Source organism: Fulvivirga ligni, from assembly GCF_021389935.1.
GTDB lineage: Bacteria > Bacteroidota > Bacteroidia > Cytophagales > Cyclobacteriaceae > Fulvivirga > Fulvivirga ligni.
This window is the reverse complement of record NZ_CP089979.1, coordinates 4483080-4507063: the sequence shown is the minus strand read 5'-3', so window position 1 is coordinate 4507063 and position 23984 is coordinate 4483080. Positions and strand designations below refer to the sequence as shown.

The following is a 23984-nucleotide window of genomic DNA, read 5'->3' as shown; positions in this document are numbered from 1 at the left end:
TGTTATGCTATGTATATCGAAAATAATTTTCAGAAAGCTGTTTTAGGGGCTTGAGAGGTGTTTTCGCATGATTTTTTTTGAATTTTGTGCTTGCTAAGTCTGCTTATATCAAATCAGGATAATAGGCGATTGCCTTTATTTTTGTTCTTGATTGTTATCGTGTGCCTTCTGAATTAGTTTGTTCAGTCTTTTTTCTTCTTCAGTCCACTCTATTATATTTCTGGGATATTTGGCTACTATCTGATGGAAACCCGAATCCCATTGATCATTCTGAAATGGGTGGTGATAAAATTTTTCAGATTCCTCATTTCTTAAGCGGTCAATCTGTGTATAGATCATATCTAAAAATTGAATATAGCGCGCATAAGAAACATCATCAGCACTGTTAAAAATGACTACACAATCGGGTGAATATTTTTTGTAAAATTTATAAATGATTGCTTCAAGTTCAGGAGGTTTTATCTTTTGCTTATTCAATGTAACCGAGTTAGGCTTAACATTAATTTCGATTCGATTATATTGTTTTATGTTTTGCTGTCTGTAAAATATAGATTCATTTAGTTTTATAGCTTTTCCCGAAAAATCTAATTGTTCTGCCGAGTCAAGGAAATGGGTAAAGTCTGAATAGTACACTGGCATTGTTTTTAGTATACCATAATTTTCAAAACCTGGATAATTGGTCGGGTATTTAGAATATTTTCTGCCCGTGAAAAATAAGATGGAATTAATATTGAGCAAATGACAGGTATGAATAACCTCATTTACATACTTCATAGGTACGGAATCATCAACAAGTAATTTCACTGTAGCATCATTCATGTGAGATGAATAGTGATTTGCCAGCTCTTTCTTTATTCCCTTATTAAGATTATTTATGTTGTATCTGCTGTGAATGTCGCTGATAAATATGGCAGGAGTTGAGTTAGTAGTATCCTTTACGATATAAATTTCTATTGGGTATGTTCTATTTATAAATGTTTGATGGCTTTGTGTTTTTGGAAGGTTTAGGTTAAACACATGCTCAATAGATGCATTCAACACCGCATGATCCATTTTCTTATAGTCAATAAAATCCTTAAAGGAAAATAAGAAGCTTATCAATAGAAATACACTTGCTAATCGCACAAACCATAATGTTTTTTGATGTTTTAACAGTCGGCTAATTTGGGGCCATGAAGACATAAAAAGCATAAGCGGAAGAAGAATGAGTACGGCCGGAAAGTCCTTGATCAAATCAAGATCATAGACTAACGAAAACATCATATAACAAAAGCCAAATAAGGTACTGACTTTACCAAACCAAAATAGAAATTGTTCAGTGTTAAACGCATTGTAAGTTAACGTTCTTTTAATAAGGAACTTAGTGCTTCTGTTACTGGTCAATAGCGAATTTTTTAGAACAAATCTCAGGGCTATTGAGAATCCGAAGGCAGAGGACATGGCCGCATAGAATAAATTATAAATGTAGTGGTCAGTAGGAGAGAGTACTAAGTACGTGTTTAATACGGTGAAGTACCGGAATGCTTCCCAAAACAATTTAATAAATGCGTAAATAACATAAGCTGAGAACATCCATAAGGTTAAGCCCAAATAAACATACCTCGTTTCAATACGTTTTTTATTGATCAAAAAACCTTTGCTAAGTCCCATTTCTGAAAAATCCCTTTATACAAAATTCTTAAAATTTATAAGATTGGCAAGACAATGAATGGGAGAGGAGGCTTTTAGTGATGAAGTGTTATTTCCTGGGGTGGATTTTCTATTCTATTTAGGTGTCGATAGTAATTGATTATTCTCTTAAGTCTTCTTTTTGAAAGATAATTAATATGATACATAGAGTGGCTGAATACTTTACCAGAACGCATAACAATAAGTAAATCTTCTTTTACTGAATCATCATCATGGTCATCTAGTCTCAAATAAAGGCCGTCTATAAACCTCCATAGATAGATTTTACCATTATAGACTAAGCCGTGTTTATTCACTTGTTCATTAGCCTTATTTTTTAATTCTTTTTTTGTCATGAAAAACAGAGCTATTGATAAGATAGGAAGGAGTAGCCAGGATAATTGAAAATTTTGATTTGATACAATGGTCAGATAACCTAAAAATGCCAAAGGCAGCAGTACAACACCAACCGCTAATAATATAAATATTGGCCTGAAATGTAAGGTTTCATAAGGGGCATTTTTGAGGGATGTGTTATACACGTTTCCAAATAGGTTGATGAGTTTATAGTGTTTATGTTCTCTATATTTAATTTCTAACTTATTTTTTACAGATATGATTTTATCATCAAATACATAATGCTCACAGTTATTTAAAAATGATGGTTTTTGCTCTGTTAATGAGCATACAGTATTTCCGTTGATGCATTTCTTCTGCTTACATGAGTCGCAAAAGTTTAAAAGTTTGCATTCGTCATTGAGGGTCATGCTCTTGCTATGTCAAACCGTGGTATAAGGTTATAGGTAGATGCCATATTTTAAATCTAGAAAAGAATATTCAAAGTTGGTATTGTATATATGCTAAATCAGAAATCATATTCAAAATTCGAATTCTTCAATCATTTTACTTAATTTAACTTAACCGTTTTAGCAGTGAGCATTCCTCTGCTGTGCCGCTATCGGTGATTACGCTACTACTTAACAAAATATACCAACATGAAGAACCTAGACCATTCTAATCAACGAAGAGATTTTATTAAGAAAGCCTCAGCTGCTGCTCTGGCGGTAACTATTGTGCCACGCCACGTGCTGGGTGGGCCGGGCTATACGGCACCTAGTGATAAGCTTATAATAGCCGGAGTAGGAGTAGGTGGAAAAGGGGAGAGTGATATCAAAAGTTTTGCCGATTCAGGGAAGGCTGAAATAGGCTTTTTATGTGATGTGGATGACCGTAGAGCTGCTACATCCAGGTCACGTTTCCCTAAAGCTAAATATTATAAAGATTGGAGGGAGATGTTTGAAAAGGAAGGGAAGTCTTTCGATGCCGTATCGGTTTCTACTCCAGATCACAACCACGCTTCTCCCACTATGGCTGCCATGGAAATGGGGAAACACGTTTACGTTCAAAAGCCATTGACCCATGACATCTATGAAGCCCGAAGGCTGGCGGAAGGTGCTAAGAAGTATAAAGTAGTGGCTCAAATGGGAAACCAGGGCGCATCAGGTGATGGTGTTCGAATGTTGAGGGAGTGGTTTGATGCCGGCGTATTAGGAGATGTGCATACGGTGTATTGCTGGACGGACAGGCCCGTGTGGCCACAGGGAATTCCCTGGCCTACAAAAACCAGTGCTGTGCCTAAAGAATTAGATTGGGATCTATGGCTGGGAACTGCTCCTTACAAAGAGTACATTGATGGACTGGCGCCATTCAACTGGCGAGGATGGTGGGATTATGGAACCGGAGCGCTTGGTGATATGGGATGCCACCTGGTAGAAGCGCCATATAGGGTTCTGAATCTGAAATATCCTAAAGATGTGCAATGTAGTGTGGGTAGCGTATATGTTGATGGTTTTAAGAGAGGCTATTTTCCAGAAAGCTGTCCTCCTTCAAGCCATGTTACCATGACTTTTCCTAAAACAGATAAGACACAAGGCGATGTAGAGCTACACTGGATGGACGGAGGTATACAACCCACCAGGCCAGAAGAACTGGGAGCTAATGAGACTTTTGGAGATGGTGGCAATGGTGTACTTTTCATTGGCACTAAAGGCAAGATGATGTGCGGTACTTATGGAACGAACCCTCAGTTATTGCCTTTATCCCGAACTGAGCAGGAGAAAGTAGCCAAGAAATATGAAAGAGTCAGTGGAGGCGCAAATGGTCACTATGCGCAGTGGGTGGAAGCATCTATTGCAGGTTATGGAAAGAAAGAGTTGAGCTCACCATTCGAAATTGCAGGACCATTAACAGAGACTTTACTAATCGCCAACCTGGCCATCAGGGGTGTTGATGTAAGAGTTGATAAAGGAAACAATAGATTTGACTATCCAGGCAGGAATATAAAAATGCTCTGGGACGCTGAAAAAATGGAAGTCACTAACATTAAAGAGGTGAATCAATTTGTGAAAAGAGATTATAGAGAAGGGTGGAAGCTTTGATTTTAAGCTTTCATAAAAAACTGTTCAATTTCTTTAATCCAGCCGGGAGTTACTTGGGTTTCCAAAGAGCAATATTTCTTACAAATAAGCTTTTTGTTAGACTCAATATAGTCAATGATTATAATCTTATTTTCTCTAGTAGTTTTGTTATTCTGTGTTGTTTGATAAATTATTGAACTATCCCCTTTGATGAAACTTGATTTTACACCAGGATCAAATGCGAATAACTGCCAAGTATTGTGTATTAAACTGTCTGTATCTTCTAATTTAATGAGTTCATCAAGAGCATTATAGAATCGTTGTGGTTCTAGTGCTTCTTCAATCTCGGTTGGAGAACTTATATTGTCATTAATTCTAACTAAATCAACTTCACCATGATTATTAACTTGTAGCCGCCTTATTTTTAAAATCCCGTTTTTGGATTCCTCAGGTATCTCCATAGTAATTCCTTGAAGGTCCGTATCTATTAGGCAGAAAATCTTACCTGTTAAATCTTTTGAATCAGACTTTTGACTTATAGGTAAGTAAAGATATTCATATAGTAATTTAACAATAGTACAGCCACCAACTGGTAAAATTTTTACATTGAAGTTGCATGAAAGATACTTTTTTAGATAATCTTTGTCCTCTTCACTTTCAACAATGATCCAGTTATTTGAAGAGGTTCTCATAGAGCTTATAATTGCTGATGCTAAATCAAAAAAACTTTTAAACTGAATATCCTCAGGATGCTCACGTCTTTCCTCGAAATAATTTTTAAAAGAGAATTCTTTAATGATAGGTGCTAAGTCTTGATTATTGTGAATATGAAATAGATTACCTTTTTCCAAAATAGGCAAAGAGCCATACCAGTGAGTAGTTATCAAAAGTTGATGATGATAGTTTGAACTCAAATTCTGGAGCCTCTCAAACTGGTCATAACACATAGAAATATGTAATGAAGATTCAGGTTCATCAATCGCTAGTATAATATTGTTTTTTCTTTGATCGTCCTGTGTTAAAAATGAGTATGCTATATCGATTAGTGCCTTTTTTCGTTCTCCGGCAGAAAGGCTGCTAATTACTTTCTCACTTTTTCTAAGTCTTCTTTTCGAAAAGAATGAATCAATAATAACATCCGTTAAATGATTTGCTGTCAGTTTCTTCTTTGATTTAAATTCTAATTGGAAGTCATAATCTGCATCTATATTTTGAATTGTTTTCTCAACCTTTTCTATAAAAAACTCTAAGTCATCATTAATAATATCTAAGGCATTGAGTTTTCGTGTCCTTTTGGAATTGACCGATTTCGTGCTGAATTTTTTATTAAGAGTTTCTTCAATTTTGTGTCGAATGCTTTGGCTCATAAGATCCTGCATACCTTTAGCTTCAAGTCTTAAAAAGTCTTGAATTGAGGTCTCTACTGGAATATAGATGTATGTATAATTACTAAGCAAGTCTTGCTTCAAGGTATTGAGAGAACGCTTTATTTTATAGTCATCTCCCAAAGTATTCTTTAACTTGGTTTCAAGTTCGTTTGAAAAGGTGATCATATCATTATCGTTTTGACCTAGTGATTTACCAGCCAAAATCAAATAATGTGTATCCATGTAGGGGGTTAAATTATTTCTTTGGGTGAAAAATTGTTCGTAATTCTTATAGTTTCTGTGACTGGAACTAAATTCGAAGAAGAATTCACTTATAATTGGAATTATTTCCTGAGCGGATTTAGAGTAATTATTTAATTCATCTTTCTTAATTAAAAATAAAGGTGCAACAAAACACTGATCTCTTTTGGCTCCATTGTTAACTGTGAATTCTCTTCCATTAAAAAATGTATCTAAAGCTTCTAATATTGAACTTTTTCCAGCTCCATTATGACCAATAAATAGATTAAAATTTTCAATATCATTTGTTCCAAAAGGAATATAGTTAGCCCCTTTATATACTTTATAGTGTCTTATAAATATCCCAACCAACATAGTTATTTATCATTATCTTATACGCGCTCCAGCCGCTATACGCTAGTGCAGCGTGGATCATTCATTCTTGCAATTTAATAATTCTAAGAAAAAATAACGACAATGACTGAGAAATTCACAAAACCTCAATCCCCATCTCTCTAAAGGGCTTCAGCTTTTTATCGCTATCATCGCTGGTGATAATGGTGCCTATATCTGCTGCTGTGCAGACCAGGTAAGGCTCCACTGTGTCGAGCTTTTTTGGGGTGGCCAGAGCTATGGTGTGTTGGGAGGCCTGTGTCATTACGGCCTTTACTTTACTTTCCTCATAGTCGGGAGACGTTACGCCCAGGGTGGTGTGAAGACTGCATATTCCCAGAAAACATAGATCGGCCCTTATGTTCTTAAAGAAGGCAGTGCTGTCATATCCTACAGTTACAAAAGAGCTTTTAAATAATCTGCCTCCGGCAAAAAGAATGTCCACATGTTCGTTTTCCTTTAGGAGGTTAGCAATTCGGGAAGCTGTTGGTTACTACAGTCAATTTCAGTTCTTTGGGTAGCAAATTAGCAATGGCCAGGGTAGAAGTACCACCATCAAAAATCACGGTTTGGCCATCGTGAAAAAGGGAAAGTGCTTTGTTGGCAATAATCTGCTTAGCTTCTGAATCATAGTCAAGCCGGTCCATAAAATTCAGGGGGTTGGGAGAGTGGGGCACGGCTCCACCTCTTACTGCTTTCAGTAATCCCTGAGTATCCAGCTCTTTAATGTCCCTTCTTATGGTGTCTATGGATACATTAAGTTCATCACTAAGCTTATCTAGCAATACTTTGTTGTTTTTACTAAGCTCGTCCAGAATGTATTGAAAGCGTTCTTCTTTAAGCATTTGCAGTTTTTTGCCGAATTAATAATTTGATAATGCAATATTATGCAATTTTTATTTAGCTTTGTAGCATAATATTGAAAAATTATGGCAAAAAACGGCAAACTATCGATAGCTATTGACATGGATCATGTCTTGGCACACATAGAAAAGCAAATGGTAGACTGGTATGCTGACAAGCATGGCGTCCGCATAGAAATGGAGAAACTCAACGGAGTGCCTGAAGGTGAGGCTTTTCCTGATAAATCGAAGGTGAGAGAGTTTTTATATATGCCGGGATTCTTCAGAACAGCGCCCGTAATTGAGGGTGCGGTGGAAACTGTGAAACAGCTTTGTGAAGACTTCGAGGTTTATATAGTATCTGCTGCCATGGAGTTTCCTCAATCGCTGATTGAAAAGAAAGAATGGCTAGATGAGCACTTTCCATTTATTAGCTGGAAGAACATTGTTTTATGTGGAGATAAGAGTATCATTGACACCGATTTTATGATCGACGATCACATGAAAAATCTTAACTTCTGCAAAGGTAGGGGCATGCTTTTTACCGCCGGACACAATACAAAAATAGACTATGATGTAAGAGTAAACAACTGGAAAGAGGCTTACGATTACTTATATGCAAACTGCGAAATATAGTGACAAACATTCAAAAATCAAGGATAGGCATAGGTGCAGTATTCTTTAGTTACGGTCTTTGTTTTGCCAGCTGGGCTGCTCGTATTCCCAGTATTCAGCAGTCATTGCAACTATCGGAATCTGCTCTGGGAATTGTTCTATTCGCTTTACCCATTGGGTCCTTATTATCGCTGCCAATATCTGGCTTTTTAGTAGCAAAAATTGGCAGTAAGAAGGTGGTTATATTCTCTTCTTTGATTTATACGCTGGCTCTCTTGGGTATCGGCTTTTCTGAAAGCTTGCTGGTCCTGGTCCCGGTGTTATTCCTTTTTGGTTTGGTGGGTAACATGATCAATATATCCATTAACACCCAGGCCGTGGGGTTGGAGGCAATTTACAAAAGGAATATTTTGGCAACATTTCATGGTATGTGGAGTCTTGCAGGCTTTGCCGGAGCGGGAATAGGCGCTTACATGATAGCCGAGAGTATAACACCCAAATACCATTATATGGTGGTTTATGCTATTGCTTTGCCCATTTTATTATTCAGTTATCGGTTTCTCCTTAATGAGGATGCTAAAACTGAAGGTGCACAGCCCATGTTCGCCTGGCCGGAGAAGTCGCTGTTGGTTTTGGGGCTCATTGCTTTTTGCTCTATGATGAGCGAAGGAGCAATGTTCGACTGGAGCGGTGTGTACCTTAAAAAAGTGGTGAAAGTAGATCAGGATTGGGTAGGTCTGGGATATACCGCCTTCATGGTAACTATGGCCGGAACGCGACTTTTAGCAGATAAGCTTACTCATCATCTTGGCATGAAAACCATGCTGCAGTTAAGTGGTGCTTTTACAGCGGTGGGCTTATTGCTAATAGTGGTCTTTCCTATTTTTATTCCTACCATGATAGGCCTATTGATCGTGGGAATGGGAGTGTCTTCCGTGATACCGTTGGTGTATAGTTTGGCGGGCAAGTCTAAGCAATTGTCCCCTGGTATTGCCCTGGCCTCAGTGTCTACTTTTGGCTTTCTAGGCTTTCTATTGGGGCCGCCATTAATCGGATTAATTGCAGGTGCTTCCAGTTTAAGAGTATCATTCATTTTGTTAACATTCCTGGGTTTAACTATAGCCTATTTTTCTAAAAGGTTTTAGAACTAACCAGATGGTATAATATGTGCATCTTTTTTTATCAAACAGTACGCTGTGCGATTGATTTGGTGAAAAAAGTGCCTTAATAATCACTTAGAGGAGTTATAGGAATAAGAAAAGTTTATTCAACCTAAACTTAAACTTAAAACGAACTAACAATAAGCTATTCTTCGCCACAGCTATGTGCATATAATTACACACATAAATACAGGGCGTTTATGAAAAAGCTTATACTATTATCTATTGCAGCATTACTGGTGGTATGGAGGTGCAGCAAACCAGATAATGCCAATGAAACCAACATACCTACTACCAAATACGCTTCGGCTAACAATGCTTCATTATTAGATATTTCAGAAGTTAGCTGGAATACATTTTCTTCCAAAGACTTTCATTTTGATATGCCTTACCCTGAAGGCTGGAAAGTGGCAGAGTTTAAGACTACACAAGGTGCACCTGTAATTAACGTTTACAATACTGCCTATGAGCGAGTTTCTACTCCTCCGTTTGATATCGTAGAGCATCCTGAGATATCTTTCATGTCCATTCATCCACAAGGAAATCATAAGCCTGATCCTTTAGGCACCAAGTTGAGCTTACAAGAGTGGACTAATAGCCTGGCTTCTGATTTTAAAATTGACGAAGCAGCTTCTATGGTTTATACATTGAATGACGGGCAGGTTTGGGCTTATTTGTTAAAGCCTGAAAATCCTCCGGTAGGCTGGAATAAAGATGGTTTTATATTTATTCACCTCGGAGTAGATGATTTTAGTGCCAGATGCTTCGATGCTGAGGGTAAACCTAAGCCATTAGAGGAGTGCAGCCTGGCCAGTGGTGATAAGTTAAGCAGATATGGAAAGGTTAGAGGGGATGATGCCAAGATATTCAAGCATGCCTTGCAATCTTTTTACTTCTTTGGGAAAAGAGATAAAAGAGTTGATATAGATCAGTTGATAAGAATAGAATCTCCTAAGCCAGATGAAAAGATTACGTCTCCTGTCACTATCAAAGGAAAGGCGAGAGGCTATTGGTTTAATGAAGGTAGTTTTCCGGTACAGCTTAAAAATGACAACTTAAAGGTTTTGCTTCAAAAGCCTGTAGCTGCTAAAGGAGATTGGATGACAAAAGGCTGGGTTTCTTTTGAAATGACTATTGAATATGATCAGCCGGCCGGGCAAAAGGGATCTATTGTCTTTCAGAAAGCAAACCCATCGGGCCTGGCAGAGAATGATAGACAGTATTCACTGCCAGTAACTTTCAAGTGATGACTACATATTCTGTAAATCACTGTTATCTGCAGATGATCTGATAAGTTGTAAATTTTCTTCAGTATCCCACTCCCGCGCACCCGTTTCACTAAAGGCGAGCTGCCCACTTTCAGATATGATAAAGGTAGTAGGAAGGCCCTTAACGTCTAGCTGATCCAAGGGCATGTCTAATTTTGCAAACGCCAAATTAAATTCATGATTATCCAGAAACTTGCGAATTTGACCTTTCGGCTCGTTGGAAACTAATAGAAAGGCGACATCATCATCTTGCAATTTTTGCTGGGCTCTTTCTATTGAAGGCATTTCTTTGAGGCATGGTGCACACCAGGTAGCCCAAAAATTGATTACCAAGGTTTTGCCTTTGTAGGTGGTCAGGTCTATGTTCTCTCCTTCTAATGTTTTAAGTTTTATGCCTTGCAGCACATTCGTAGGTTCCGATTCTGAGGTTTCTGAAGATGGCCCTGTGCAGCTGAATAGTAGGGTAGAAGTAAGAAAGATGAATATATAAAAGTATGATTTCATAAGTGTACCTGATTTATTTTTTACAACAAATTAGGTACACTTTAGTTAAAATTACTTCAGATTGATCACCACAGATTTTAGAATAGAAGTTTCCTGATCAGCACTTTTTCCTACGTACGCAATTTCCTCTAAATCAGGGAAATACTTATAAACTACAGCCCCTCGGAGATCATATACGTCAGAGTCTGATAGGTTAGTTTTCTTGGCTTCCATGGCCTCTAAGTCCAGCTTCACAATGATGCCGTAAGAGTCTTTTCCATTATTTTCTCTTCCGATCAGAAATGCCTTTTTACCACTGTCCTGAATAAGCTTGAATTTGGTGATCTCATCCTCGGCTTTCTTGCCTCCTTTAGGTACTACATACACATGCACCAGATTACCTGTTTTGTCAATTTGCACAAATACGGTAGATAAGTACTTGTTCTTTTTCGGTAGCATGGTCACCGCAGTGTTTTGGTTGGATGCCTGGCTTTGGTCACTTACTTCTTCGTAGCTTTCTCCGTGGATAATTAAGTCGCCATTAGATAACTCATAATGACTGATAGGATAGAACCTTCGGGCATAATTACTGGTAATACCGGCATCAAAATCACCGGATACTTTTTTCTTAAAGTAATCAAAGTTATAGTGTTGCGTGCCTGCCAAACCAGTTTTATTGAAGGTCAAAATACTATAACCAGGCTCATCGCTGCCTACGGCTTTACCAAATACGTAGATGTTTTCTCCTTCTTTAAATGCTGAAAATGGGGTAAATGATCTCTTTTCTGTACCGTACTTAAAGTCTCCATCGAATAAAGCATTACCGTCCTTGTCTAAAACCACGGCATGATAGTTCGTCTTGTCAGGGTCATTACTCTTTTTACCTACACCGAAAGCCCGGCCGTAAAGCAATATTGCTCCTTCTTCAAAGTTGGTGAGTGTATCTTTAGACGTCTCTTTCAGGTTAGAAGCAAATATGAGTGATTTAGGATATTCTGTTTTAACATCTACCTTATTCACTACTTTACCCTCAGCATCCAGTGTGTAAACTCTCTTGTTCATAAAGCCGAACAGTTTATCACCCTTTAGGTTCAGCACTGTCGGGATCATGTACAATCTTCTTCTGTTATCAAAAAGGTATTGTGCATCCGTTCTAATCAGATAATCATCATCCAACTCAGGCTTTGCTGTATTGCTCTTTGTTTCACCTTTTACCAGATCAGTGTATTCTTCATCAGAGGTATATTCAATGAGTTTTTCAATTAGTGTAAAGCCTTTGAAAGTCGGGGCCACACTCATTTGATATACCTTATCACTCTTTACATCATTTTTAAATGCTGATGGATATTCCTCTTTTAATTCTGAAAAGGGAACATCAGTTTCTGAACTGGTCACAGTAGTTTTGGTGCGCGGATCTTCACCTTCATACTGCTTGCCGCCCATATCATAATGAGAAATGGTTTGCAGGTTAATGGGCTTGTCCACTATTTCAGGATCACCTTCTGCAGGCAGATGGGCTACATAAACGAAGGGTACATATTTATTACCATTAGCAAAAGAGGTTTTTTTGCCCTCTTTAGAAACATAGAGCGTAAGTGCTCTCCATTTCTGCCCATATAAGGATAGTTGTTCACTATTAGGGTCATATTCTAAATCTCGGTAAACGAAAAAGCTGGTTGGGTCTTCGTCCAGTTCCAGAGCATAAGTATGAGCTATTTGCTGCCCGTACATGATGGTGGTGGCAAATAGAAAAATTGTGGATAATGTTAATCTTTTCATAGTAAAAAATGTATGGTTATAGCACTATGAAATTATAATATATAGCCGCTTAAAAAAATTGACCCAATACATAACCTTACATCAACTCAAAAAATAGTTTTTACTCTTTTTCACAATTATTTTAGTTAAAAAGCTGTTATTGATAGAGATTTCTGAATTTATACACTAGATTTATCCTTTAAGATTGAAGATCATGAAGAGAATTACATTATCACTTTTATTGGCTGGTATCATTGCAGTATCTTGTAGTAAGCAGGAGAATGAATCTGCGGACCAGAAGTATACAGGTAGAGAGGTAACTTACAGTTTATATCAGGCATCTGATTATCCTACTTCAGGTAAAATAGTCTTTAAGGAGCTTACAGGTGGTAAGGTAGAGGTTGATGTTCAACTATCTGGTACCGAGGGAGATGCCACTCATCCGGTGCATTTGCATTATGGTAATTTGCAGACGGTGGATGCCGGTATAGCGGCTAACTTTAATGATGTAAAAGCCAGCACTGGCCTTAGCGAAACTGTAGTGACTAACTTTAATGATGATACTCCTCTAACATTTGAAAAGATCGAAAATTTTGATGGTTCAGTTAAGGTTCATTTGGCTGCCACTGGCCCTGGTGAAGAGGTGATTTTAGCTGCAGGTAACATAGGCACTAATAAGGACCTGGATTCTGGTAGAGAAGGAAGAGTATCTGTTACTGTTTGTAAAAGCGAATAACTTACTTCGGCTTAGACAAAATCTTAAAATTACAATTCAGGCTTACTAAGAAAGCTTTCAATCCATCACCCCGTTGATAATGTGCCCCTCTGAGCTCGATTCCTTTGAGCATAGATAACTTGTTTTTACTCAGTTTCATTCTGCTGATGCCATACAAAGGTGAGTAATAAATGCCCATGCCTACTTTATGGCTGTTGAAAGCAGATAGATCATAATCCGAAGTATAATATGCTGCAGTAATGTTATGCATCTGATAAGGTGCAAAGAAATCTGCTTTGGTCTGGGTATAAAAGCGGTAAAAGGGACTCAAAGTGAGCCAATTAGTCACCGAAATAGGAAGCTCAATATTGGCTGTATGCGCAGTTATACCAAAGTTGTCTGCATAAAATCGATAGTATAATCTGCTTATAATCAGATCACTTAAATAATAATTAATCCTTAAACCCACAGGGTACTTCCAACGGCTATCTGGGAATTTCTCAATCTTGGGCATATTTTCATCCTTAAAATACACACGGTGAAAAGGGGTAGATAGTAATCCTGATTGATAAACCAAATCAAATAGTAGTGAGGCTTGTAGCTTTTGATTGATCACTTGAGAATAAGTGGCTGATAGAGCGTATGAGTTTCGCTTGTTGGTAGTAATCACAGCATTATCGGTACCTCTAATTTCTTCAGGAAAAATAGGTAGCCATGAATCAAAATATGCGCTGGCAGCCAGGTTGAGCGTCTGATTCTGGTCCGATGAGGAGGCAGACCAGCCGCCTTTTAAATATGTAGATATATAATCTGTTTCAGTGGAGCCGCCAGCACTCACAGAGTATTGATGAGTAGGGGTGTAATCTTTGTTGTAGCCAATTTCAAATGAGGCCCTTACATCTTCTTTTGAGGCCGAAGAAATTCTGCTATCTATATTATCCGTTGAGGCTGAGCTATATACATTTACGTGAGTATGAAAGAAAATATCGCTGATAGAATCCAAAGGTATATTAATGCTGATCTCGCTGGCCCTGTCTTGCAACTCCTGAGTGCCGATTCCACCCGTTACCGCAGCATGATCGCCATCTTGAGAATAATAATTGAGTAGAAAGTTTACATCTATTTCTTTTGCTTCTTCCTGAGCCAGAAGTGGGGTAGCCAGAAGAAAACAGATCAAAGCAAACAGATATTTGATTTTATAAAACATTAAACCTAACTCCGAATAAGAATGATAAATTTTTGATAAGGTGCTTTGTATCTCCAGCATTTTCAGGCCTGATGTTCATAGATACGTATTGAAATTGAAGGTGAAGTTTGCTTCGTGGGCTCAATCCAAGTTCATTCGATAGGCCTAATTTAAAGTAGGTCTTTTTGTCTTCGAGGTCATCATCCACATATTCGGCAGAGGTGTTAAAGCAGCCAAAGGCTAGAGCAGGTCCGAGCCGATAGTTCTTGCTATGAATAAGGTATAGTTCTGTGGTGGCATAAATAAAGTTAAAGTTGATTGGGCCATCTGAAACGTAATATTTGTTTCTACTGGCATTATCATTATAAGCGATGAGTTCATCTTCATCCAGCCAGCTATGGTTTACACCTACGCCTATGTTCCATGATTTAGAAATATTGTAATAAGCAGTGAAGCCTACATCAAAATTAGCGATGTAGTGAGAGCGATCCCATTGCTGAATATTGGCTTTGTCATATACCCACCAGCCTGCACCCAAAGAAAAATTGGGTTCCAATGTTAATTTATGAGTTTTCATGTCCTGACTCCTCGAGGTATGAAAAAAGCCAATAAGAAGCAGTAATGCACAGATATGTCTCATGAACGCCAAGCTACGAGATAGTGGGTAATTGTTTACGGGCTGGAAATTAACAAATTATGAAGTAGTGCAGAAACTTTAATTACATAATAACCATTGTACGTTGAAATAACATAAGAAAATAACTATATTAATATTATATGATACCTAAAGAAATCTTTGAAGACTTATCCTTAAATGATCGCTCAGCCTTGCTGAGCAGGGAAGGTATCTTTCTGAAGGAGTGCCAGCACTTCGAAAAATTGTTAAGACTTAATAGGCTCGGAGCCTATTTGGTGGAGGCATGCTATAACTCTAGCCTGGAGCTAATACAGTTGGAAATCATTCCATTAGAATCAGCAGTATTATTCTATGGCATTAAGAAGAACATTCTGGATGATGTACTATTAGAGTACGAAATAGCGAACAATAAGGCCGCCTGCTAGCCATATATATGAGACAATAGCCAACACTTTAAGTACCCCTTCTAGCTTACCTTTATCTGCCATAGCATGTCCGTGATGATGACCTTCCATATCCATGTTTTTAGGTTTTTTAGTTTTGAACCAAATTAATAAACCAGATATGGCTAAAAAGGCCATGTTTAAGAAAAAGGTATAGTTAATTTGAAAATGTTCCTGATCTTGCATGCCCTTGCCACTTTGGTTTTCGGGTAACATGTCCAGGAAGTTAAATCCATAATGCAGTAGGAGAGAGGTTCCAATCAAGGCAATAAGCAACGTGATGAGTATATAAAAGGCCATTTTCCATCCATAGTATTTAGCATTTATTCTGAGCACAGGAAATACTACTAAATCACTGAAGATGAAAGCCATAACCCCTGCGAAGCTCACACCATTGGAATAAAGAAGAGAAGCCAATGGAATATTTCCCATAGAACCGATAAAGGTCATAAAAGCTGCTAATGGACCAACTATAATGTGTTCCATAATTTGCAGAAAGCTTAAGTCCTGATTGCCACTGCCAGTGCCGATAAAGAGTGTTTGAAAGAAAGATTTAGGAACAAATGCTGCAATGATACCAGCGATAGTAAAACCAATGGTTACATCTTTCCAAACCATTTTCCATTCCATCAAATACTGCATACCCACTTTATGCCAGCCTTTGAAAGTCTTTATCTCTTTCCTCCAGTTCGGTTGCTCCATCTCATGTTCGTCGTCTTCTTGCTTGAAACGCTCTCTCACCTTTTTGATCAGCTTTTGCGGTTTGGTGATTTTGATGAATATCCAGGAAATAAGGATCAGTAATATGCCACCAACGTATTCTCCAACAATGAACTGCCAGGAAAGAAATATGCCAATCACAATACCTAGTTCAATGACTAAATTTGTAGAGGCTAGCAAGAAAGCTATGGAAGGAATAAAGCCTGCACCTTTTTTAAATAAGGATTTAGTGGTGGCCAGGGCGGCAAAACTGCATGAGCTACTTATGAATCCGAAAAATGTGGCTAGTCCTACTTCCTTTGCACCCGCACTACCCATTGACTTTTTCATTCTGTCTTGGGTAACGAAGACCTGGATCATGCTACTAACAATGTATCCTAAAGCAAAGGCCCAAAGTGCTGACCAAAAAAAGCCTACTGCTGTGTTAGCAGATTCGCCCCATTTTTCTAAAAATCCTGACATAATAAATGAATAAAGCTTAAATACATCAAGCTTCTATATTATGATATAGAAGCTTTTGGTTAAGAGAAATATATGTGGATTATGCTGCAGCTACTGAAAGAAACTCTTCGCAAGCTTCTGCACATGCTTCACATTTTTCTGCGCATGTTTGGCAGTGATCGTGGTCATGCTTTCTGCATTCTGCGGCACAGTCTTTACAAACTTTTAAGCAAAGCTTTATGGCAGCTTCAGTATATTCTGATTTCCTCGATATATAAGCGGAGGTTAGGGAGCAAATGGTAGCACAGTCTCTGTCTGTTCTTATACACTTGATCATCATCTTCACATTATCTTCTTTAAGGCATGCATCTGCACAGTTATCACATGCTACTATACACTCTGATAATTTTGATAATAATTCGGTATTCATATCCTTGATTAGTTAAATTCTTATTTTATAAACAACTGATTTTGAATTTACAAGGAGCGTGCCTGAATTGGAATTGATATTCTAAAAGCCATTTTCAGCCAATTACAATAAAGTACTAGGTAAGAAATTCCACAGTAGGGGAAGGACATTCTGCACGCCATAAAAAAAAGCTGCCCTGAATGGGCAGCTTCCTTGACTATACTCGGTGGACGATTATAGTTTTACCAGTTCTACTGGTATGTTATATTTAGATACCAGGTCTTTAGTGAATTTCATGGTACCATGTGGAACGAATATTTGAAATATTCCATCACGGATGCTGGCCATAGTGGCTAGCAACTTCCATTTATTCACTAACTTTTGAGTATCTTTTACTTTGTTCGATAATTCAAAATAGGCCTTTCTCCCAGATTTGCTATCAGCAGTAATATCCGGAACAAAAACATCTTTATTGTTTTGATTAACTAGTTTACCTGGAGTCTCCAGCTCTGGTAGATCTGCCTTGATGTTTTCAAAACCAAGGTTTTCAATCTTGTCTACTACCATTTCTAGTCTTTCCTGATATTCTGTTTTTTCTCTGTTTTCTTTTAGCATAAAGTCTGTTTTTTGTTCGCACTCTTATCTATATATAACAAAAAAATGTCGGAAAATCAAGTTTTACGCTATATTTCTCAGATTTCGAGCCTATTTGATCTCAAAAACAGCTCTCATTTCGCTTTTAATTTTAATAGTCTTCACATCCAGATCCGACTGATAACTTGGCGCTGCTTCCATAGCAACATTAGATACTGATCTGTACATAGGTGCAGCATAATTTTGCTCTATTTCATTGATCTCTAAAGCTTGGCCCAGTTGCTCTCCTATACCCTCAAGCATAAATTTAGCTTTGTCCTTGGCTGCCTGTAAGGCCTTTAGCTTAAGCTCCATTCTATACTCTTCAATTTTAGAATGTGATAGTCTGTCTATATTCATACTATTAATGCCTTCAGGATCGAGCTTCTCTACCAGGTTGTTGATCATTTTCACATTGTTCATTTTTATGATGAAGCTTTTAGTGGCCAGAAACTCATCGGCTTTGTTCTTTCTGTAATTCCAGTTATAACCATAAATATTGTCCACTTGAAGATCCTCCGCTTTAATGCCCACTTCTTTGATGGCCTTCACCAGTTGAGATTCTAGCTTGTCCATGTGTACGATCTTAGATCCATCTTTATACTCTTTTAAAGCTACTTTAAGATATATCTCATCAGGTATGATTTCGCGTTCGGCACTCCCAGTCACCTCTATTTTTTTGATCAGCGGGTTGGTGCTACTTACCAATTGTTGAGCTGAGGCACTGAGGGTTATAATGAATAAAAAGGCTATTGTTGATAGTCGTTTCATGAGTCTTAATTTTAGTTTGTTAGGTTGATGCATAAGCAAATAGAATTCCATAAATAAAAAACTTACCATTGAAGCTTAACAGGCTTATTTTGATCTGCCGATTCATAGATGGCTGTAATGATTTTCATGTCTCGCATGCCCATTTCACCCGGCACCCTGGTTGGTTTGTTTTGGGCAACGCATAGGGCGAAATCATCCATTTGTAAGGCCTGTTGATTCACTTCGGGGAAGTCCATTTTACCTTCGCTGGTTTCGCCGCTTATACCGCCATAGGCATAGGCGGGTTGCAATTTCCACCAGCCATTCTCAGCTTCTCCATTTAAGAAATTACCGCTATCCTGATAGCTGGTAGTTCCTTGGGCCACCGAGCCATTAGCAAACTTTAAAGTAAAGTCAATAGACTCTTCTACATCTTTAAATATTTCTGGTTTAGTGATCTTGCCGTATTGAGCACTCACCTCTATCGGGTTTTGCCCCATGGTGTAGAGCGCACCTTGCACTACATAAATACCGACATCCATCAATGGCCCGCCGCCAGACATTTTATGATGAACACGCCAGCGTTTAGGGTCATTTAAATGAAAACTGTGGGCGCCGCTAATGTTCTTCACTGCTCCAAGCTTCTCCTGCTGTCCTAATTCCGCTACTTTAAGGTTGTAGGGCTCGAAATGCAATCTGTAGCCTATGGAGAGCTGAACATTATTTTCTTTACAGGCCGCAATCATGTCTTCACATTCTTTCACGGAAACCGCCATGGGCTTCTCACAAATTACATGCTTACCGGCTTTGGCTGCCCTGATGGTATATTCGGCATGCATAGAGTTAGGAAGTACTACATAAACGATGTCTATATCATCGTTTTTAGCCAGCTGGTCATAATTGTCATAGTTATATACGTTGGCTTGTGGGATGTTGTGCTTTTTCATCCATTCTTCAGCTTTGGAAGGCGTGCCAGTAACTATACCAGCCAAATGACAATTTTTAGTTTCCTGAAGCGCCGGAAGTAACTGGCCGGTAGCATAGCTGCCCAGACCTACTAGGGCAACGCCAAGGCTCTCTTTCTTAGGTTTTTCATTGGCTTTTCTTTGCGGCTTATTGCAGGACATCAAAACGGAAGAGCCGAGTGATAAGCCACTTACAGCCAAGGTGCTATTGATAAGAAATTTCCTTCTAGGTTGATTTTTAGGTTTCATAGTAATAGGTGGTTAGGTAGATTGTATTTTTAGTGAACGGTGGGTAAATCTATTTGTTTATTTTGAAAACTTAATAAGGAATTACAGCGTTAATATAGCCATGGAAGCTAAAGCAAAAAAGACTCGTAAAGCAGCTCCCAAGACCAATGTGGCTGCGAAAATTCAAGACGCTTATAAAACCCATCTTTTAACCCACGGAGCTCCACCGCCTTCGGTTTTTAAATTCATGCAGGATTGGAAAATGAAAGAAGCTGACTTTTATCTCTACTATGGTTCTTTTGCTACTATAGAAAGCAAAATCTGGGAATCGTATATTGATGATACTGTTAGTGCACTTTCGAAGGATGAGGTCTATCCTGAATATTCTGTTAGAGAGAAGTTATTGGCATTTTATTACACGCTGATAGAAGCCCTGAAACAAGACAGAAGCTTCGTGCTGTTATCATTAAAATCATTACGAAAGTCACCAGAGATATCACCTGCATTTATGCGGGGCTTTAAGGCGAAGTACTTTCAGTTTGTGCAACGAATGGTGCAGGAAGGCATTGATAGTGAGGAGATTGTAAAAAGGCCATTAATATCAGAAAGGTATAAAGATGGCTTGTGGCTGCAGTTACTGTTTGTGCTCAGATTTTGGTGTAAAGATGAGAGTGCGGCTTTTGCTAATACAGATGCTGCTATTGAAAAGTCAGTGAACCTTTCCTTTGAACTTATGGGCAGAGGTCCGCTGGATATAATGGTTGATTTTGCAAAATTTATTTACCAGACAAGATAGAAGAAGTTGGATGAAAGAGCAGATTAGTATTCCCACCTCCAAGGTGCAGCGTGCCAGTAAGTTTATTAAAACAGGGGCGAAGGTAGGAGGTAATTACATTAAGCATTATAGTAAAAAATTATTCGATAAAGACCTTTCCAGTGATGAACTACATCTGGAGAATGCAGCAGATATTTATGAATCGCTGAGCGAACTGAAAGGCGGAGCTTTGAAGGTAGCTCAGATGCTCAGCATGGATCGTAATGTGCTGCCTACAGCTTATCAGGATAAGTTTTCTATGTCGCAGTATAGCGCGCCGCCGCTGTCGTATCCATTGGTGGTGAAGACTTTTCAGAACTACCTGGGTAAGTCACCAGATAAGATATTTGATTCATTCACAAGGTCTGCAGTAAATGCGGCCTCCATTGGTCAGGTGCATAGGGCTACCTTGAAGGGAAAAAAGCTGGCAGTGAAAGTACAATATCCTGGCGTAGCTGATTCTATAAGTTCTGACTTGAAAATTGTTAGACCTATTGCTGGTAAAATGTTCAAGATCAGCCCTGTAGAGCTGGAGCAATATATTGAAGAGGTAGAATCCAAGCTTATTGAAGAAACTGATTATACTTTAGAGCTGCAACGCTCTCAGGAGATAACAGAAAAGTGTGAGCATCTGGATAACATCATTTTTCCAAAATACTACCCTGAGTTATCTTGTGAGCGAATTTTGGTAATGGACTGGCTGGACGGTGATCACTTGAAAGATTGGATTGCCTTTGGGCCCACACAGGCACAAAGAAATAAGATCGGCCAGACGCTCTGGGATTTTTATGAATATCAGATTCATGAATTAAAACAAGTACACGCTGATCCTCATCCGGGTAACTTTATCATTTCTGGTGACAACAGAGTAGGGATTATAGACTTTGGTTGTGTAAAGGTGATACCTGATGAATTCTATGAGAAGTACTTCCAGCTCATGCGCAGTGATGTGTTGAATAAGGATTATGATCTTGAAAAACTGTTTTTAGATCTTGGTTTCTTAGCTAAGACTGATACAGCAGAAGAAAAGGCTTTCTTTATGAAAGTGTTCGTGGAGTTGATAGACCTGTTGGGTAAACCTTTCCGATCAGAAGAATTTGACTTTGGAGATGATGAATACTTCCGACAGATATTTGAGCTGGGTGACCGTATGGGTAGAATGAAAGAAATACGTAATTCTAAAACGGCCAGAGGAAATAAGCACGGTCTTTACATTAACCGTACTTATTTTGGATTGTATAATCTATTGAATAACCTCGGAGCTAAGATTAAAACAGGTAAGTAATTATCTTACCTGTTTAAAGCTTAAATGCAAGGCCTTTTCTAAGTATCTAAGTTGCTTTACTTCAGGGGTAGTGATTATAGCTAGTGAAACGCCATTCTTACCAGCTCTTGCCGTACGACCGCTTCTATGGGTGTAATACTCATCTTTATCAGGCAATTGATAATGAACAACAAACGAAAGGTCCGCAATATCAATTCCTCTGGCTGCCAGATCAGTAGCTATGAGTAATTGTAAGCTTTCATTTTTGAATGCTCGCATTACCTTATCTCTTTCCTTTTGTAGAAGGTCGCCATGAATAGCATCAGCTGATACATTCTTGGCTATCAATTGCTTAGCAAGAGTTTTTGTTGCGGCTTTAGTCTTACAGAAGATCACACCTCTATTGTCTTTTTGGCTTTTAATAAATTCTAAAAGCACCTGCAGTTTATCAGCCTCCTGAGTGATCACAAATAGGTGATCTATATTTTTATTAACAACTTCCTTCTTGTTTACCTCAATACGATGCGCATCTGGCGACATGTGTTGATTCACGATCTGGCGAATTTCATGCGGCATAGTGGCAGAGAAAAGCCATTTGTTTTTAGCTCCACTTAAAAATTCAAGGATTTGGTCAAGTTCCTTCTTGAATCCCATGCTCAGCATTTCATCAGCCTCGTCTAGTACTACGGTCTTAACGTGCGATAGATCAACGGCCTTTTTCTTTACAAGATCAATCAAACGACCAGGTGTGGCTACCAGGATGTGAGTTGGTCTTTGAAGAGCAGCGATCTGACGGTCAATTTGAGCTCCACCATATACGGCTTCTGTAAAAATCTTTTCAGTGTATTTAGTGAATTTGAAAAGCTGCTTGGCTACCTGCTGTCCTAATTCACGAGTAGGGCATAGGATAAGAGCCTGAATCACTTTCTTGGAGGGATCTACTTTTTCGAGTAAAGGCAATCCATAGGCGGCAGTCTTTCCTGTGCCTGTTTGTGCCTGGCCTACAAGATCAGTGTCATGAGCAAGTAGAATAGGTATAACTTCACTTTGAATACGTGAAGGGGTGATGATTTTTAATTCAGAAAGGCCTTTGATCAAATTTTGATTAATGCCTAGTTCTTTGAAAGTTGTCAAAATATTTACTTCAAATGGTTAAGCTGCAAAGGTAGTGATATTAGCAAGGTGTTTTAATCTTTCATTAATTTATTCACTGGGCTAACGGAGTTAATTTTTAAGGTCTGAAGATTCTTGCTGCCCAGTCGTGCGGATGCCAATGGAGTTAATTTTGTAGCTCTGCTTGAATAATGTAGTAGATTGTTCTACCTTCAGAATGGTTTTTGATGCTATTTGAGTCCCATAGAAATAAGGCGGGTATAATAATCTATCATTCAGATGAAATTAATAGGATTATTATTGATCTTGCTCCATGCCTCATTATGTCTTTCACAATCAGTGGAAGAAAAAGAAAAGCCAAAGCTCACGTTTACAGGAGACTTTCGATTTAGAATAGAACAAGATTGGGATTCCCGGAAGTCTGACGGTACCTACCGTGATGACAGATCCCGATTGCGTTATAGGCTACGCTTCGGTGCCAATTATGAGTATAACCATTGGGCCTCCTTTGGTATGCGCCTGCGTACTGGCACTATGAGCAATCAGCAAGACCCTCATCTTACCCTGGGCGCCGGCGCGCAGGAATTTGACATTGTTCCTATTGGGTTGGAGAAGCTTTTTTTTAAGGCAAATTATAGAAATTTTTCAGCTTGGCTGGGTAAAAATACATTTCCCTTTGAGAAGCAAAATGAATTGTTTTGGAGCGATAATGTATATCCGGAAGGAGTAACCATAAGCGGTAAATTTAAAGATGTGTTAGGGTTTGTACCGGCCCTTACTATAAATACAGGTCATTTCATTATGCGCTCCTCTGGCAGATCATTTTCGGAGGATGGTTATTTCGAAGGCGTTCAGCTTGTAGCCACGGCTCTGTCTCAAAAAATAAAGGTTTTTCCAGGATTTTATTACTTTCATCAAATACCGGTAGTGCCTGATGAGGCTGATCCTCAGCTGATTAACTATTCCATTTTTCATGTTGGCCTCAGCTATAAACTGCTGACTAATCCTGCGCTCAGTCTGGAAATGGACTACTATGATAACTTACAGCATTATCACAAGCAAGACTCTTTGCCCATGGGTTTGGTAGATGATAAGGAGGGAATAGTCATAGGAGTGCTTTTGGGACAGTTTCAGCATAAAGGTGATTTTACCCTCAGAGCCTACTATACTTGCCTTCAAAGATTTTCTGCAGTTGATTACATGGCCCAAAATGATTGGGTAAGATGGGATTATTCTAATTATAACTCTCCGGCCGGTAGGCTCACCAATTTTCAGGGGCTCGAGATCATGGCTGGTTATGTGGTGGCAGATAGGCTTAAGCTAAAGATGAGATATTTCAATGTGAAGCAGCTTGTAGAGTATGGACCTCATAGAGAGAATGGTCAGCGCGTAAGATTAGACCTGGATATAGGATTTAATTAAATCGGTTTAATAAGCTGTGTTGATATATTTTAA

At 38.5% G+C, this 23984-nt stretch carries 24 protein-coding genes; 9 read left to right on the top strand and 15 right to left on the bottom strand.

The genetic code is table 11. From position 1 onward, the window contains the following. Positions 1-135 precede the first annotated feature (135 nt). On the bottom strand, positions 136-1263 hold the full coding sequence (locus LVD16_RS18940; RefSeq protein ID WP_233769854.1) for a hypothetical protein: 1128 nt from the start codon (positions 1261-1263) through the stop codon (positions 136-138). Positions 1264-1724: 461 nt separating this feature from the next. Continuing rightward, positions 1725-2024 (bottom strand): hypothetical protein, encoded by a 300-nt coding sequence (locus LVD16_RS18935; protein WP_233769853.1) that lies wholly within the window; start codon positions 2022-2024, stop codon positions 1725-1727. 639 nt (positions 2025-2663) lie between these two features. Between LVD16_RS18935 and LVD16_RS18930 the strand changes: the two genes are divergently transcribed. Next, positions 2664-4106 carry a Gfo/Idh/MocA family protein gene (locus LVD16_RS18930; protein ID WP_233769852.1) on the top strand — a complete coding sequence of 481 codons (1443 nt, stop codon included), beginning with the start codon at positions 2664-2666 and terminating at the stop codon, positions 4104-4106. 2 nt (positions 4107-4108) lie between these two features. Here the strand turns inward: LVD16_RS18930 and LVD16_RS18925 are convergent, their stop codons facing one another. The 3 genes from LVD16_RS18925 to LVD16_RS27770 form a co-directional block, all read right to left on the bottom strand. Further along, positions 4109-6067, bottom strand: coding sequence for an AAA family ATPase (locus tag LVD16_RS18925; RefSeq protein WP_233769851.1), 1959 nt, complete (start codon positions 6065-6067; stop codon positions 4109-4111). Between the two features lie 115 nt (positions 6068-6182). Beyond that, positions 6183-6530: a DeoR/GlpR family DNA-binding transcription regulator gene (locus LVD16_RS27775; protein WP_255697681.1), complete on the bottom strand. Its 348-nt coding sequence runs from the start codon at positions 6528-6530 to the stop codon at positions 6183-6185. Positions 6531-6552: 22 nt separating this feature from the next. Continuing rightward, entirely contained in the window at positions 6553-6930 is a 378-nt protein-coding gene (locus LVD16_RS27770) for a DeoR/GlpR family DNA-binding transcription regulator (RefSeq protein ID WP_255697680.1), read from the bottom strand. Positions 6931-7014: 84 nt separating this feature from the next. Here LVD16_RS27770 and LVD16_RS18915 point away from each other — a divergent pair, with 84 nt between their 5' ends. The 3 genes from LVD16_RS18915 (at position 7015) to LVD16_RS18905 (ending at position 9949) form a co-directional block, all read left to right on the top strand. Next, positions 7015-7563, top strand: coding sequence for a 5' nucleotidase, NT5C type (locus tag LVD16_RS18915; protein ID WP_233769850.1), 549 nt, complete (start codon positions 7015-7017; stop codon positions 7561-7563). Then, the gene (locus LVD16_RS18910; protein ID WP_233769849.1) at positions 7563-8687 is read left to right on the top strand and encodes an MFS transporter; all 1125 of its coding nucleotides are present in this window, start codon (positions 7563-7565) and stop codon (positions 8685-8687) included. The genes LVD16_RS18915 and LVD16_RS18910 overlap by 1 nt, the downstream gene beginning before the upstream one ends. A gap of 215 nt (positions 8688-8902) precedes the next feature. Beyond that, positions 8903-9949: a Gmad2 immunoglobulin-like domain-containing protein gene (locus tag LVD16_RS18905; RefSeq protein ID WP_233769848.1), complete on the top strand. Its 1047-nt coding sequence runs from the start codon at positions 8903-8905 to the stop codon at positions 9947-9949. A 3-nt stretch (positions 9950-9952) separates the two neighbouring features. On the opposite strand, the gene LVD16_RS18900 is transcribed toward LVD16_RS18905, so the two are convergent. Both LVD16_RS18900 and LVD16_RS18895 read right to left on the bottom strand, forming a co-directional pair. Next, positions 9953-10474, bottom strand: a complete 522-nt coding sequence (locus tag LVD16_RS18900) for a TlpA disulfide reductase family protein (protein WP_233769847.1) — start codon at positions 10472-10474, stop codon at positions 9953-9955. A 51-nt stretch (positions 10475-10525) separates the two neighbouring features. Next, positions 10526-12232 (bottom strand): hypothetical protein, encoded by a 1707-nt coding sequence (locus LVD16_RS18895; protein ID WP_233769846.1) that lies wholly within the window; start codon positions 12230-12232, stop codon positions 10526-10528. Between the two features lie 193 nt (positions 12233-12425). Between LVD16_RS18895 and LVD16_RS18890 the strand changes: the two genes are divergently transcribed. Beyond that, complete coding sequence (locus LVD16_RS18890) at positions 12426-12947, top strand: hypothetical protein (protein ID WP_233769845.1); 522 nt, start codon at positions 12426-12428, stop codon at positions 12945-12947. A gap of 1 nt (position 12948) precedes the next feature. Here LVD16_RS18890 and LVD16_RS18885 read toward each other — a convergent pair whose 3' ends face one another. Both LVD16_RS18885 and LVD16_RS18880 read right to left on the bottom strand, forming a co-directional pair. Beyond that, positions 12949-14103, bottom strand: coding sequence for a DUF3570 domain-containing protein (locus tag LVD16_RS18885; RefSeq protein WP_233769844.1), 1155 nt, complete (start codon positions 14101-14103; stop codon positions 12949-12951). A 19-nt stretch (positions 14104-14122) separates the two neighbouring features. After that, positions 14123-14689 (bottom strand): hypothetical protein, encoded by a 567-nt coding sequence (locus LVD16_RS18880; protein ID WP_233769843.1) that lies wholly within the window; start codon positions 14687-14689, stop codon positions 14123-14125. A 200-nt stretch (positions 14690-14889) separates the two neighbouring features. Here LVD16_RS18880 and LVD16_RS18875 point away from each other — a divergent pair, with 200 nt between their 5' ends. Continuing rightward, positions 14890-15174 carry a hypothetical protein gene (locus tag LVD16_RS18875; protein WP_233769842.1) on the top strand — a complete coding sequence of 95 codons (285 nt, stop codon included), beginning with the start codon at positions 14890-14892 and terminating at the stop codon, positions 15172-15174. Here LVD16_RS18875 and LVD16_RS18870 read toward each other — a convergent pair. From LVD16_RS18870 to LVD16_RS18850, 5 genes are all read right to left on the bottom strand, one after another. Beyond that, positions 15136-16374 carry a permease gene (locus LVD16_RS18870; protein ID WP_233769841.1) on the bottom strand — a complete coding sequence of 413 codons (1239 nt, stop codon included), beginning with the start codon at positions 16372-16374 and terminating at the stop codon, positions 15136-15138. The genes LVD16_RS18875 and LVD16_RS18870 overlap by 39 nt on opposite strands. A 79-nt stretch (positions 16375-16453) precedes the next feature. After that, on the bottom strand, positions 16454-16783 hold the full coding sequence (locus tag LVD16_RS18865; protein ID WP_233769840.1) for a four-helix bundle copper-binding protein: 330 nt from the start codon (positions 16781-16783) through the stop codon (positions 16454-16456). A gap of 213 nt (positions 16784-16996) precedes the next feature. Beyond that, complete coding sequence (locus LVD16_RS18860; protein WP_233769839.1) at positions 16997-17377, bottom strand: hypothetical protein; 381 nt, start codon at positions 17375-17377, stop codon at positions 16997-16999. 90 nt (positions 17378-17467) lie between these two features. Beyond that, positions 17468-18166, bottom strand: coding sequence for an SIMPL domain-containing protein (locus LVD16_RS18855; protein ID WP_233769838.1), 699 nt, complete (start codon positions 18164-18166; stop codon positions 17468-17470). A gap of 62 nt (positions 18167-18228) precedes the next feature. After that, positions 18229-19359 (bottom strand): Gfo/Idh/MocA family protein, encoded by a 1131-nt coding sequence (locus LVD16_RS18850; protein WP_233769837.1) that lies wholly within the window; start codon positions 19357-19359, stop codon positions 18229-18231. A gap of 100 nt (positions 19360-19459) precedes the next feature. Here LVD16_RS18850 and LVD16_RS18845 point away from each other — a divergent pair, with 100 nt between their 5' ends. Beyond that, on the top strand, positions 19460-20134 hold the full coding sequence (locus tag LVD16_RS18845; RefSeq protein WP_233769836.1) for a TetR family transcriptional regulator C-terminal domain-containing protein: 675 nt from the start codon (positions 19460-19462) through the stop codon (positions 20132-20134). A gap of 10 nt (positions 20135-20144) precedes the next feature. After that, positions 20145-21437 carry an ABC1 kinase family protein gene (locus LVD16_RS18840; protein ID WP_233774607.1) on the top strand — a complete coding sequence of 431 codons (1293 nt, stop codon included), beginning with the start codon at positions 20145-20147 and terminating at the stop codon, positions 21435-21437. Here LVD16_RS18840 and LVD16_RS18835 read toward each other — a convergent pair whose 3' ends face one another. After that, the gene (locus LVD16_RS18835) at positions 21438-22550 is read right to left on the bottom strand and encodes a DEAD/DEAH box helicase (RefSeq protein ID WP_233769835.1); all 1113 of its coding nucleotides are present in this window, start codon (positions 22548-22550) and stop codon (positions 21438-21440) included. It lies immediately after the preceding gene. 258 nt (positions 22551-22808) lie between these two features. Between LVD16_RS18835 and LVD16_RS18830 the strand changes: the two genes are divergently transcribed. After that, entirely contained in the window at positions 22809-23951 is a 1143-nt protein-coding gene (locus tag LVD16_RS18830; protein ID WP_233769834.1) for a putative porin, read from the top strand. The last annotated feature ends 33 nt before the right edge of the window (positions 23952-23984 follow it).